Raw genomic sequence first — 13,955 nt, forward strand, 5'->3', positions numbered from 1 at the left:
GAACTTTCACATTTAATATTTGCAATTGCGTATGGCTTTCTCTCGAATCACTGGTCTTGGCTATTATGTCCCTGATAACATTATCACGAACAACGACCTGACCAGATGGATGGAGACTTCGGACGAATGGATTCAGGAGCGCACAGGAATCCGGGAAAGACGTTACTTTGAGCACGGAAAGGACACGAATGCAAGCATGGCCACTGCCGCATCGCGACAAGCATTGGAACGCGCAGGTTTGGAGCCCAACGACATTGAGGTTATCGTTTACGCCACCATTACACCCGACTACTTTTTCCCGGGCTCTGCTTTTCTCATGCAGCGCGAGCTCGGCATGGACGGCAAGCCCGTTATCGATATCCGGCAGCAATGTTCCGGCTTTGTTTACGCATTATCCATTGCCGATCAGTTTATCAAATCCGGCATGTACAAGTCAGCATTGGTCGTCGGATCCGAAATCCAATCTTCCTGGATCGACAAAAGCACGGCTGGCCGAAATACGGCCGTAATCTTCGGAGACGGCGCGGGAGCGGCCGTTCTTACCGCTACTGAAGATCCCCAACATTGTATATTATCTACACACCTTCACGCTGATGGCCGTTTTGCAGAAGATCTTTATGTAAAAGAACCAGGCAGCAGCAGACCGGACCGGGCGGCTACCAAAGAGATGCTCGATGCGGGCGGCTTTAATGTGCACATGAATGGAAATGCTGTTTTCAAGCATGCCATCGTGCGTTTTGGAGAAGTGATCAATGAAGCCCTCGCAGCCAACGATTTACAGCAAAGCGACCTGAATTTACTGGTTCCACACCAGGCAAATATCCGTATCAGCGACTATGTCCGCCAACAAATGGGTCTGGAAGAGTCTCAGGTGGTTAATAACATCCAGCGCTTTGGCAACACCACCGCCGCTTCAATTCCTATTGCGATGGCCGAAGCCTGGGAGCAAGGAAGGCTGCGTGACGGTGAACTGATTTGCCTCGCAGCCTTTGGAAGTGGTTTTACCTGGGCATCTGCGCTCCTCAGGTGGTAAGAAATTTTAATATTGGCCCACCGAAAGCATTACAAGTGTACATGCTTCCAGTGGTATGATATTTTTATCAGACAACATGCTTTTAAATTCAGGATTCTCGGTGCCAGGGTTGAAGATGACACGTTTAGGGTTTAAAGAAATTATATAATTATAGTATTCGGGCTGATGGCTAGGATTAATGTATAACGTTACTGTATCTACATCTTGCCATTCTACTTTATCCAAATGAATTTCTTCGCCTAATGCATTGCCTTTTCTCCGGCCAAGCAACAATATCGGATGTCCGTAATTTAGAAGTTTCTGTGCCGCCAGATAGGCGTATCTGGATGGGTTTGAGGTTGCTCCGATTATCAGCGTGCGCTTCATACTTTTCAGTTTAAGTTGACAAAAAGGAATCAGGTTCCTTGAACACTATCATAAACATTGAAAGATTGCCAAATCGTTTCCCAATTCAAAAAAGGTCGCGATGAATGCCTTAAATAGCTATAAAAACTAATTATATATTGTATCAAAATGAATGAGTCAAATGTAAGTCGGAGTTTCTGGAACGAAAAGTGGGCTAAAATTATATTCGACGAAATCGAGAATGCTCCTCATTACGAAGTATCAAACTACGGACGATTGAAAAGCTTTCAAAACAATCCAAAAGAAGGAGTTGTGATAAAAGGATCTGTAATACAAGGTTACCGATCGCTGAATATACGTGTGGCTGGGGGAAAGACTATTAACAGATATGTGCACAAACTTGTGGCTGAGCACTTTGTAGACAAACCAAGTGACGAACATGTGTTTGTAATCCATTCAGATTTCGAAAAACAGAACAATTATTTCGAAAATTTGAAATGGGTGACGAAGGCAGAAATGATCGATCATAACCGTGAAAATCCTGCTTTTATCAATCGGGTTATTCCAAGAAGAACTAAAAATTACAAGCTGACAGAAAGTAAAGTGCGCATTATCAAGAAGTTATTGAAAAATGATAACAACCGCTTGAAAATGATCGCTAAGCAATTTGGCATCACGCATACACAGCTAAACAGGATTCGTTCAGGAGAAAACTGGAAGCATGTAACCATTGAGGATTAAAGGAACAACTTAATTATTTTCTGTCTTCGGTGGAGACCGTATAACCTGTGCCGTTCGCTCCTTCTTCGTAATCGACGGACAAGCCGATTACATACATAAGGTGTCTTTTGTCTACAAAAACTTTAATCCCGTCTACGAGATAGGTCTGATCATGTTCTGTGGCTGTATCAAAACCCAGCAGGAATGTTCCGCTGCATGCACCGCCCTTCAATCCCACCCGCAACCCGTAAGTGTCAGGTATTTTATTGGCCGCTAATGTTGTCTTGATTTCGTATTTCGCTTTATCCGAAAGCTGAACGGGACTTTCCATGTGCAATACTTTTATGAATTATATCAGGCAACAACATTCACTTGCAATCCATTCGCTATTTCAAATAAATCTCAGCTTAATGTAGTTATTCCTTTAATTTTGCGGTTTAATTGATAAATCAGCATACTAAAATTATGGAATATTACTCACTATTAGTCATTGTCATCCTAGGCGGCGCAATCATCTACGGCGTGTATGCCACAATCACAACTGTTGCCGCCAAATTGGTTGAAAAGCAAAAATGGGAAATCCGCAATAAAAACGTGGGCATTACATTGCCACTGCGGTTGCAGGCCTATGAACGGATGTGCCTCTTTCTAGAACGTATTGCACCCAATAATTTGTTATTAAGACTGGTGCCTTCCGCAATGAGCGCGCTTGAATTGCAGCAGATATTATTGCAGGACATCCGGGAAGAATACAATCATAATGTTGCGCAGCAAATGTATATCAGCGGCAATGCTTGGGAACAGATTACCAGCGCAATGAATGAAACAGTGGCGATCATTAACCAGGCCTCAACGGAGGTTTCAGGAGAAGCCCCTCCCGCTGATCTGGCCAAAAAAATATTTTCACACGTTATCGAAAAGGAAGTCCAGCCATCTGCTCATGCGCTAAAAGTGCTCAAAGAAGAGATTAGGACATTATTTTAATAAAATGTTATATCCAAATACATTAGAACAAAAATTAGGTTTTGACAAGCTGCGAGAACGGCTGAAAGAAGCTTGTATTAGCCCGCTGGGGCAGAATTTTGTTGAGAAGATCAAATTTTCAGAAAACTTCGGACTGGTTGAAAAGCTGGTGAGCCAGACTGCTGAAATGCAAAAGATCATGCAGATCGGCGAGAACTTTCCCTCCCAAAACTATATTGATGCAACTCCATATCTGAGAAGAGCGGCCATTGAAGGGATGCTGCTGACACAGCAAGAGTTTTCGGACATTAAAGTCTCGCTACTGACCATCCGACTTTGCCTGCGATTTTTTGAAAACGAAGAACCCGAAGCTTATCCAATCTTAGGCGAATATGCCAAGACAATCCGGGTCGAAAAATCCATTACGGATGCGATAGACCGCATTATCGACGACCGCGGGCAAATCCGTGACTCGGCTTCGTCTGAATTGTCCCGAATCAGAAAACGGCTTATTTCCGAGCAAGCTGGCATCCGTAAAAAGCTTGACACAATTTTAAAATCGGCAAGAAGCAATGGCTGGATCAGTGACGACGTTTCGCTGACTGTCCGCAATGGTCGCATGGTAATTCCAGTCGCCGCCGAACACAAGCGGAAATTGCGCGGCTTTATCCACGACGAATCGGCAACGGGACAAACCGTTTTCATTGAACCAACAGACGTTTTTGAATCGAATAATGAAATTCGCGAGCTTGAATATGAAGAGCGACGCGAGATCAACCGCATTTTACTTGAACTCACGGCAACATTACGGCCTTTCGTGCCCGACCTCCAAAAGGCATACGGCTTCCTGGGACTGATGGATTTTCTGCGTGCAAAAGCAAAGTTGGCCGCCGAAATGAGTGCCATTAATCCGCCTTTTTTTAACAAGCAATTCATCGACTGGCGTGACGCACGGCATCCGTTACTGCATCTTTCGTTCCAAAAACAAGGCAAGAAAGTTATCCCGCTGAATATTACATTGCAGGAAAAAGAGCGGATCCTGATTGTTTCCGGACCCAATGCGGGTGGGAAGTCCGTTTCGCTCAAAACCGTCGGATTAATCCAGTATATGTTCCAATGCGGCTTACTGGTGCCGGTTGCAGAAGGTTCGTCCATGGGTTTTTTCCAAAACATTTTCATTGACATTGGTGACGAACAATCGCTTGAAAACGACCTCAGCACATACAGCTCGCATTTGACCAATATGCGCCACTTTCTGGCGATGGCGAACAGGCGAACATTGTTTTTAATTGATGAATTTGGAACCGGAACTGAACCCGGACTTGGCGGCGCAATCGCAGAAGCCATTCTCGAAAATCTGACCAAATCAGGCGCATATGGCGTCATTAATACACATTACACCAACCTGAAAGTGCTTGCTGACAAGACAGAAGGCTTGGTAAATGGAGCGATGCGATTTGACGGAGAACATTTGGAACCGCTTTACCAGCTGGAAATCGGCAGACCGGGCAGTTCGTTTGCGTTTGAGATTGCTTCAAAAATCGGGTTGCCCAATTCAGTCGTTGATCGCGCAAAGGAAAAACTGGGGACGCAGCAAGTTAAGTTTGAGAAATTACTTAAAGAGCTTGACATTGAAAGAAGGGTTTTTGCCGAAAAAAATATAGAAGTCGGCATTAAGGAGCGTAAGCTCACCAAGCAACTGGCAGAATACACTTCGCTGAAAGAAAACCTTGAAAACAACGAAAAGAAGATCGTTAACGAGGCCAAGCAAAAAGCAAAAACGCTTATTTCCGATGCTAACCAGCTGATTGAAAACACGATCAGGGAGATTAAGGAGAATAAAGCGGAGAAAGAAAAAACCAAAACAGTCAGGACGGAGCTTGAAAAATTTGGCAAGAAAAAACCTTGAACTGGAGCAAGTTGTTGAAGCGGTTCCGGCGGAAGAGGTTTTTGAACCGGAGAGCGGCGACATTGTTCCCGGAAGTTATGTCCGGATCCTCGGCCAAACTGCAATCGGCGAAGTGATCGGATTGCGGGGCAAGGATGCGGAAGTGCGCATTGGCGATCTGAAATCGACCATTAAACTGAACAGACTTGAAAAGGTTTCAAATAAAACCTATAAAGCGGCAACTGGCGAGAAAAAGCTGAAAACAAGTGCAAAAGGCGTTGACCTGAATGAGCGGATGCTTAATTTTAGTTTCAACCTGGATATGCGCGGAAAACGTGGCGAAGAAGCATTGGGACTTGTCGACCAGTTTATGGATAATGCCATTATGCTCGGTTACGACGAATTGCGCATTGTTCATGGCAAAGGCGACGGCATTCTCAGGACGCTGGTCAGAAATCACCTTCGCGGTTATTCCCAGGTCGCAAGCATGCAGGACGAGCATCCGGACCGCGGCGGCGCTGGTGTCACGATTGTGAAACTGAAATAAACTTTTGACGAAGACAACAAAAAAATAGGGTGCCAAATGGCACCCTATCCTATTTTATAACCCGCACAAAATCAATGTGCACCTGCTGTCGAAGTTGTAGTTGCACTACGGCCTTTCATCCAGAAGAACAAAATACCAAATGCAACGATCAGGATGGCTGGGAAGATGATCATCGTGCTCAGCGTCGCCTGTCCGGCTGCCAGCTCCATTTCATCGCCTGTCAAACCTGCGGCAATTTTCTCAGCTCTCGATTCGTCGATCCAGTTACCAATGATAGGCTGGAAAATAGCAGTTGAGAACATGCCCACGCCGCCAATTACTGACATGCCCAATGCACCGCTCAATGGCACATTTTGAGCAACAAAACCAACCATTGTAGGCCAGAACAAGCCAACGCCCATTGCAAATACAACCGCCGCTGCGTAAGCCGTAGGACCAGTTACTGTGCTGAACATATAAATGCCGACCGCCGCCAGAATTGAAGATCCCCAAAGAATACCCGTTGCACCAAGCACCGAAACGATCGGTGCAGCGAAAAATCTGATTAAGGCCATTAAGCCGGTTACCAAAGCAAGGATAAGCATTGGGCTGGCACCGCTTTTACTCATGATCAAACCTGTCCATTGCTGCGGTCCAAACTCAGAAATCGCGGTAAACATCATGCAAACGAAGATGAATATGAATAGCGGAGAAACCATTGCTTTCAGGTTTTCGCCGATTGAAGTTACACCCGCAACGTGTGGTCTTGGGAATGCTTGTCCGAAAAACAAGAACGCGTAAACGATCGCTGGAATCAAAATCACCCAGATCTGCGCCTGCCATCCCAGGTTAGCATCCGTCATGAACTTTGAAATTAAGCTTCCGACAACGATTCCACCCGGAAACCACATGTGAAAACGGTTAAGCATCTTGTTCATTTTCAAGCCGCTGTAAGTATCCGCGATCATCGGGTTACAAGCTGCTTCCGTACATCCGTTTCCAATTCCAATAAAAAATGTCGAGATCAAAAGGCCGGTATAACCGCCTGCATATATGGTAAGCAGAATTCCGATAACGTGACAAACAAATGCAATTTGCATGATGATTTTTGGGCCCACGGTGTGGTAAACGAGTCCGCCAATGATCATTGACAATGGAAACCCGAGAAAAAACATGAGGTTAATAAAACCAAGCTGCTCTCCGGTCAGGCCAAATTCAGCGCCCAATTGCGGCAGGATCCCCGCCCGGATGCTAAAAGAAAAAGCCGTAGTAATAAGGGCAAAACAACTTGCATTAAAAAGCCTGCCGCTATTGATTGTTTGAGTCATGAGACTAAAAGGGTTTGTTATTTAAAATGAGATAATTACGAGCCTGACGACTAATGTTTTTATGAAAGAATTTCACAGAAAAAACAAATTAACGCTTTTTCTACTGGTTTAATGAAGCCTGGGCAGTGTTTTTTATGCGTTAAAATTATATTTGTAAGAAGTAAGAGTGATCCTTACTACTCTTTAATATTGTAAAAATCTTTTCAAAACTTTAAACCAACTGGAATGTCAAGAAAGATCAGGATGGGTATGGTTGGCGGATCGCTTGATGCCTTTATAGGCGGGGTCCATCGCCGTGCTGCGATTATGGATGGTGAAATAGAGCTGGTTTGCGGTGTGTTTAGCTCAGATCCTTCCAAATCCAAAGAGACTGGAAAGGCACTTTATTTGCCGGAGGACAGAGTTTATAACGATTTCGAGGAAATGATCCTCAAAGAAAAACAGCTTCCCGAAGGCGAGCGCATGGATTTCGTTTCCATAGTGACGCCAAATCACATGCACAAGGCGCCAACCAAGCTGGCACTTGAAAACGGGTTTCACGTTGTTTGCGATAAGCCTATTACGCTGAATACGGAGGAAGCAGAAGAAATAGTTGCGCTTGTTGAACAAACAGGCCTTGTTTTCTGCCTTACCCATAATTATACAGGCTATCCCATGGTGAAGGAAGCCAAGGCAATGATTGCTTCCGGCGCCATTGGCGAAATCAGGAAAGTGATTGTTGAATATCCGCAGGGCTGGCTGGCCACATTAGTTGAAGTGACCGGCAACAAGCAGGCAGCATGGCGCACAGACCCCAAACGCTCAGGCGCAGCGGGCGGGCTAGGCGACATCGGAACGCATGCCGAAAATCTTGCTGAGTACATTACAGGATTAAAAATCACACAGGTTTGCGCCGATCTTACGATTTTCGTTGAAGGACGTTTGCTGGACGATGATGCCAATGTGCTGTTGCGCTTTAATAATGGTGCAAAAGGAATTTTACAAAACAGCCAGATCGCGAACGGTGAGGAAAACGACCTTAATATTCGTGTTTACGGCGAAACCGGCGGTTTGCAATGGAAACAACTCGATCCCAACACATTGATCCACAAAACCAATCAGGGTGCGCGCATTATCCGCACAGGCGTTGGTAACCTTTCCAAGGCTGCACAGGTGCATACGCGCATTCCAGCGGGCCACCCGGAAGGATATTTTGAAGCTTTTGCAAATCTTTACCGCAACTTCGCGATCCACGTAAGGGCTTATTGGGAAGGCCGCAAAGCCGATCCGGTTTACGATTTCCCCTCCGCGCAGGATGGCCTTAGGGGTATGAAGTTCATTGACACCGTCATTGCTTCAAATAATTCGGACACCAAATGGACGAATTTCTGATCTTATCTTTTTTCACCTTTCATTCAATACCCGTTTTATGAACAAAATTAAAGTTGGCGTTGTCGGAACCGGCTTCATTGGCCCCGCGCATATTGAAGCATTGAGACGTCTTCCAAATGTAGAAGTTGCTGCACTTTGCGAAGTAACCGCCGAACTCGCCAAAGAGAAAGCTGATGGACTTGGAATTTCGCGTTCCTATACATTTGATGAGTTGCTTAAACAAGATGATATCCAGGCGATTCACATTTGCACACCTAACTTTCTGCATTATTCCCAGTCAAAAGCCGCATTGCTTGCCGGGAAACATGTGATTTGCGAAAAACCACTTGCCAAAGATTTGCACGAAGCAGAAGAACTGGTGAAGCTTGCAGCTGAAACCGGCCTGGTTAATGCGGTTCACTTTAATTTGCGTTACTATCCTTTGGCGCGCCAGATGAAGTCTATGCGTGAAAAAGGTGAATTGGGTGAGATTTATTCTTTCATCGGTTCATATCTGCAAGACTGGTTGTTTTACCAAACAGATTACAACTGGCGCCTTGAACCAGACAAATCCGGCGATTCCCGTGCCATTGCCGACATCGGTTCACACTTAATGGACATTCTGGAATACATTACCGGATTGAAAACGGTTGCTGTTATGGCTGATTTCAACACGGTTCATAAAACACGTAAAAAGCCGCTCAAAGCTGTGGAAACCTATTCTGGCAAAATGTTGCAGCCGGAGGATTACGCAGACGTCCCCATTACAACCGAAGATCATGCCAACGTTTTGCTTCGTTTTGACAATGGTAATAAGGGTGTTATCACCGTTTCACAGGTTTCTGCCGGTCGTAAAAACCGCATGAGTTTGGAAATTTCTGGCTCCAAGAAAACTTTCAGCTGGTGTTCAGAATCGCCGAATGAAATGTGGATCGGTAACCGTGATAAAGCCAATGAAATCCTGATGCGCGACCCGTCATTGGTGAACGAAGATGTGCGCTCAACAATCACATTCCCAGGCGGACACAACGAAGGCTTCCCCGACACTTCAAAACAAATGTTCAAAGAAGTGTACGCCGCCATCGCCGCCGGAAAACAACCAGAAAACCCAACATTCCCAACCTTCGCCGACGGCTACCGCGAGCTTTTGATCTGTGAAAAGATTTTGGAAAGCAATAAAGCTCAGGCCTGGGTAACTATTTAATTTTGACTCATTAACATTATGAAAACAATAAAAGGACCTGGAATCTTCCTTGCTCAGTTTTTGGGCGACGAGGCTCCGTTTAATACATTGGATTCTATTGCGGACTATATGGCTGGTTTGGGCTATAAGGGTTTGCAGCTTCCTACCTGGGATCCGCGGGTTATTGATGTGAAACAGGCTGCTGAATCACAGACTTATGCAGATGAACTGAAAGGAAAATTAGCAGACAAGGGACTGGAAATTACAGAACTAGCGTCTCACATTATAGGACAATTGGTTGCTTCGCATCCGGTTTATGATGAAATGTATGATGGCTTTGCCGTTCCGGAAGTCCGCAATAACCCGAAAGCACGCGCAGAATGGGCGACGCAGCATTTGAAATATGTTGCCAAAGCCAGCGCTAATCTTGGACTCAAAGCAAGTGCAACATTCTCAGGCGCATTGGCCTGGCCATTCCTTTATCCGTGGCCGCAACGCCCTGCTGGTTTGGTTGAAACTGCATTTAAAGAGTTGGCGGCAAGATGGAAGCCGATTTTGGATGTGTATGACGAGAACGGCGTGGACGTTTGTTACGAGCTGCACCCGGGCGAGGATTTGTTCGATGGTTCAACATTCGAAATGTTCGTTGATTATCTGGACGGCCACACGCGTGCGAACATTAATTATGATCCAAGTCACTTTGTTTTGCAGCAACTGGATTATCTGCAATTCATCGACCTTTACCACGACCGCATCAAAGCATTCCACGTAAAAGACGCTGAATTCAATCCTACTGGTAAGCAAGGCGTTTACAGCGGTTTTGCGAGCTGGGCTGATCGTGCAGGACGTTTCCGCTCACTAGGCGATGGTCAGGTTGATTTCAACAGCATTTTCTCAAAATTGTCTCAGTATGACTATGATAGCTGGGCTGTTTTGGAATGGGAATGCTGCATCAAATCTCCTGTTCAAGGAGCAGCCGAAGGTGCGCCATTCATTGAAAGCCACATTATTGAAGTAACTACAAAAGCATTTGACGACTTCGCCGGAACAGGCGCAGATGAGGCCTTCAACCGCAAGGTGTTAGGACTTTAATTGTCGAAGTAACAAGTATATTGAAAACCTATTTTCCTTATGGAAGATAGGTTTTTTTGCTATATCAGTTAACCCCAATATGACTCTAAGAATGAGTAATTTTTTAAATCGAATTTTACCGAAACAGCTGCGGAAGCTTGGCATAGTGGCAATGGCCTGTTTTTGTGTAAATGCAACCGCACAAACCGTCACGCCTGAGAAACGCGTGCTGGTGTTTTCAAAAACCGCAGGCTTCCGGCATTCATCAATCCCGGCTGGGCGGACCGCACTTATTAAGCTAGGCAAGGAAAAAGGCTTTGCCGTCGACACAACGGAGAATTCGTCCGTTTTCAATGAGAAGAATTTGCAGAAATACAGCGCCGTTGTGTTCCTGAACACCACAGGCAATGTGCTGGACGACAAGCAGCAGGACGCATTTGAGCGTTACATTCAGGCTGGCGGCGGCTATCTGGGCATTCACGCTTCCACCGACACAGAATATGACTGGCCCTGGTATAACAAGCTCGCAGGTGCGCAGTTCATGAGCCATCCGGGCAACCCGAACGTGCAGGAAGGCGAGGCTTACATGGTCAATGACAAGCATGAATCCATGACTGATTTTCCAAAAAAATGGAAGATTAAGGATGAGTTTTATGACTTCAAAAACTTCAATCCGAAGGTGAATGTGCTGGTTAAGATTGATGAAAAATCTTACAAAGACGGCAAAATGGGTGATGACCACCCAATGTCCTGGTATCACGAATATGATGGCGGAAAGGCATTTTACACCAATTTCGGTCACGAGGATGCGACATTTGTCAATCCTGTTTTTGTAAAACATTTAACCGGTGGTCTGAATTATGTAATGGCTGCCAAACTGGATTACAGCAAATCACGTCCTGAAGAAAACCGCTTTACAAAGAAAGTGCTAGCCACAAAGCTGGACGAACCAACTGAACTGGTTGTGCTGGACGATCAGCGCGTGCTTTTAAGCGAGCGCAAAGGAAAATTGAAGCTCTACAATCCAAAAACTGGCAAGATCAAAGTTGTGGCTGATGTTCCCGTTTATATTAAACAGGAATACGGCTTAATGGGTCTGAACATTGACCCAAACTTCAAAACCAACAAGCTGGTTTACCTTTACTATTCACCGCCTTCGACTGAAAAAGACACTGCACAACATTTGTCTCGTTTCAAATATGATGATGTAAAAGACACCTTGCTGCTTTCAACGGAAGAAGTTTTGCTGACTGTTCCTGTGAAAAGAACCGATTGCTGCCACACAGGCGGCTCGATTGCTTGGGATGCGCAAGGAAACTTGTATTTATCAACAGGTGATGATGTAAATCCTTTCCAATCAAACGGTTATGGCCCTATCGATGGGCGTCCAGGACGTGAAGGCTGGGATGGCAGACATTCCTCATCTAACACCAATTCGCTTCGTGGTAAAGTGTTGAGAATCAAGCCAAGATATGGCGATCGCCGTGCTAATATGGCGGGCGGAACCAATCTATACGACATTCCGGAAGGAAACCTTTTCCCTGCTGGTAACCCGAAAGCACGTCCTGAAATCTATGTAATGGGAACCAGAAATCCTTACCGGATTTCAATTGACCAGCATACGGGATATTTGTATTGGGGTGATGTCGGCCCGGATGCTTCGAATGACGATCCAAAACGGGGTCCTCGCGGTTATGACGAGGTGAATCAGGCTAGAAAAGCGGGTTACTTCGGCTATCCCCTGTTCATTGCTGACAACAAACCTTACGTTGAGTTCAATTTTGCGGATAGCACTTCGGGCAAACCATTTGATCCGGCTAAGCCAATCAACAACTCGCCGCATAACACAGGTTTGCAAGAGCTGCCTCCTGCGCAACCTGCATTTATTTATTATCCTTATGCTGATTCTCCTGATTTCGGGGCGATTGTTGGCAAAGGCGGACGTAATGCAATGGCAGGACCGGTTTATTACGCAGCTGATTTCCCAGATAGCAAAAGCAAATTCCCAAGCTATTACAATGGCAAATTCTTCGCTTATGACTGGATTCGCGACTACATTAACATTGTAACGATGAACGAGCAGGGTGATCTGATGAACATTGAGCGCTTCATGCCGAATGCAAAATTCAGCCATCCGATTGATATGCAGTTTGCTAACGACGGTTCGCTTTACACATTGGAATACGGCCCGAACTGGTTTGCCCAAAATGACGAAGCCAGCTTATCGCACATCACTTACAATGCTGGAAACCGCGCACCGGTTGCAATTGCTTCCGCGACAAACACGGTTGGAGCGATTCCTTTGAAAGTTAATTTTCTTTCAAAAGGATCCAAAGACTATGACGGTGACGCCATTAAATACGAATGGAATTTTGGTAAAGGCCTGCCAAAAAGCACTGTTGCGAACCCGAAGCTTTACTTATACAAAGCCCGGCGAATATGTCGCAACATTGAAAATTACGGATAGCGCTGGAAACACAAACACATCCGAAGTGACGATTAAAGCGGGTAATGCAGTTCCGAAAGTTGATGTTGCGATCAAAGGCAATAAGACATTCTATTGGAATGACAAACCGGTTAATTACGAAGTTTCGGTTGCAGATAAGGAAGACGGAAGTCTGGCCGACAAGAAAATTCCGGAGGACGAAGTAACATTGACAATCAACTATTTAGAAGGTTTTGATAAAACGCAATTGGCACAAGGTCACGTGGCTAACACAGGCTTTGAAACAGGCAAGCGCCTGATTGAGCTGAGCGATTGCAAGGCTTGCCATTCGATCACTAAAAAATCCATCGGACCGGCTTACATTGAAGTGGCAAAACGCTATGAGAAAGAGCGTAATGCTGTAAAAACATTGGCAGAGAAGGTGATAAGAGGAGGAGGCGGTGTTTGGGGCGAGCAGGCTATGGCAGCACACCCCCAGCATAAGCCGGAAGAAGCAGAGGAAATGGTGAAATACATTCTGTCTCTGGCTCAGGAAAAAGTGGTTGATAAAAAACCATTGAAAAGCACTTATGTGACTGAGGCGAAGAAAAAAGAAGGTTCATACATTTTCACAGCCAGCTATACGGACAAAGGAAATGCATCAATGGGACCATTAACGGGCTCTAAAACCATTGCTTTGCGTCCCGCAACGATCATGGCCAACAGCAGAGACACCACAGCCAGCACCATGAATTTCAAGAATGACAAAGGCGGCGAAGTGGTCGTTGGATTGAAAGACGGAAGCTTTGTGGCCTTCAATGACATTGATCTTACAGGCATATCCAATGTGTCAGTGGCGGCAGGCGTTGCAGAAGGCAGAACCGCCGGTGGAACATTAGAGATCCGCCTCGATGGCGTTGCCGGAACGAAGATAGGAGAAGCAAAAGTGGACAAATCGGGAACGGTTAATGTTCCGGTTAAAGCGCCGGCAGACAACAAAATGCACAAAGTTTTCTTCGTCTTCAAAAACCCGTCAGCTGGTCCGAAGCCATTGTTTACAGTGGATTGGATTCGATTTGACAATGCGGTGATGTAAACATTGATTTTGATCTGAATGAAAATG

The 13,955-nt window shown here is 45.4% G+C and carries 9 protein-coding genes and 2 pseudogenes; 8 read left to right on the plus strand and 3 right to left on the minus strand.

The genetic code is table 11. The features are described from left to right. Positions 1–31: 31 nt before the first annotated feature. Complete coding sequence (locus AC0IYG_RS26135) at positions 32–1,033, plus strand: 3-oxoacyl-ACP synthase III family protein (RefSeq protein WP_471714049.1); 1,002 nt, start codon at positions 32–34, stop codon at positions 1,031–1,033. Positions 1,034–1,039: 6 nt separating this feature from the next. Here the strand turns inward: AC0IYG_RS26135 and AC0IYG_RS26140 are convergent, their stop codons facing one another. Then, positions 1,040–1,399: a CoA-binding protein gene (locus tag AC0IYG_RS26140; RefSeq protein WP_471714050.1), complete on the minus strand. Its 360-nt coding sequence runs from the start codon at positions 1,397–1,399 to the stop codon at positions 1,040–1,042. 147 nt (positions 1,400–1,546) lie between these two features. Between AC0IYG_RS26140 and AC0IYG_RS26145 the strand changes: the two genes are divergently transcribed. Continuing rightward, positions 1,547–2,119: an NUMOD4 domain-containing protein gene (locus tag AC0IYG_RS26145; protein WP_471714051.1), complete on the plus strand. Its 573-nt coding sequence runs from the start codon at positions 1,547–1,549 to the stop codon at positions 2,117–2,119. A 13-nt stretch (positions 2,120–2,132) separates the two neighbouring features. Here AC0IYG_RS26145 and AC0IYG_RS26150 read toward each other — a convergent pair whose 3' ends face one another. Next, positions 2,133–2,429 carry a HesB/IscA family protein gene (locus tag AC0IYG_RS26150; protein WP_471714052.1) on the minus strand — a complete coding sequence of 99 codons (297 nt, stop codon included), beginning with the start codon at positions 2,427–2,429 and terminating at the stop codon, positions 2,133–2,135. 134 nt (positions 2,430–2,563) lie between these two features. On the opposite strand from AC0IYG_RS26150, the gene AC0IYG_RS26155 reads away from it, so the two are divergent. Beyond that, the gene (locus AC0IYG_RS26155; protein ID WP_471714053.1) at positions 2,564–3,082 is read left to right on the plus strand and encodes a DUF7935 family protein; all 519 of its coding nucleotides are present in this window, start codon (positions 2,564–2,566) and stop codon (positions 3,080–3,082) included. A 4-nt stretch (positions 3,083–3,086) separates the two neighbouring features. Continuing rightward, a pseudogene (locus tag AC0IYG_RS26160) lies at positions 3,087–5,496 on the plus strand (endonuclease MutS2). A 71-nt stretch (positions 5,497–5,567) separates the two neighbouring features. On the opposite strand, the gene AC0IYG_RS26165 reads toward AC0IYG_RS26160, so the two are convergent. Next, a complete protein-coding gene (locus AC0IYG_RS26165) occupies positions 5,568–6,803 on the minus strand; it encodes an MFS transporter (RefSeq protein ID WP_471714054.1) in 1,236 nt (411 codons plus the stop codon). Positions 6,804–7,046: 243 nt separating this feature from the next. Here AC0IYG_RS26165 and AC0IYG_RS26170 point away from each other — a divergent pair, with 243 nt between their 5' ends. The 4 genes and pseudogenes from AC0IYG_RS26170 to AC0IYG_RS26185 all read left to right on the plus strand — a co-directional run bounded on the left by AC0IYG_RS26170 (position 7,047) and on the right by AC0IYG_RS26185 (position 13,928). Next, the gene (locus AC0IYG_RS26170) at positions 7,047–8,174 is read left to right on the plus strand and encodes a Gfo/Idh/MocA family protein (protein ID WP_471714344.1); all 1,128 of its coding nucleotides are present in this window, start codon (positions 7,047–7,049) and stop codon (positions 8,172–8,174) included. A 37-nt stretch (positions 8,175–8,211) separates the two neighbouring features. Next, complete coding sequence (locus AC0IYG_RS26175; protein ID WP_471714055.1) at positions 8,212–9,357, plus strand: Gfo/Idh/MocA family protein; 1,146 nt, start codon at positions 8,212–8,214, stop codon at positions 9,355–9,357. A gap of 18 nt (positions 9,358–9,375) precedes the next feature. Beyond that, a complete protein-coding gene (locus AC0IYG_RS26180) occupies positions 9,376–10,428 on the plus strand; it encodes a sugar phosphate isomerase/epimerase family protein (RefSeq protein ID WP_471714056.1) in 1,053 nt (350 codons plus the stop codon). A 91-nt stretch (positions 10,429–10,519) separates the two neighbouring features. After that, positions 10,520–13,928, plus strand: a pseudogene (locus AC0IYG_RS26185) (ThuA domain-containing protein). The last annotated feature ends 27 nt before the right edge of the window (positions 13,929–13,955 follow it).

It is taken from the genome of Dyadobacter sp. AC419, from assembly GCF_979253085.1.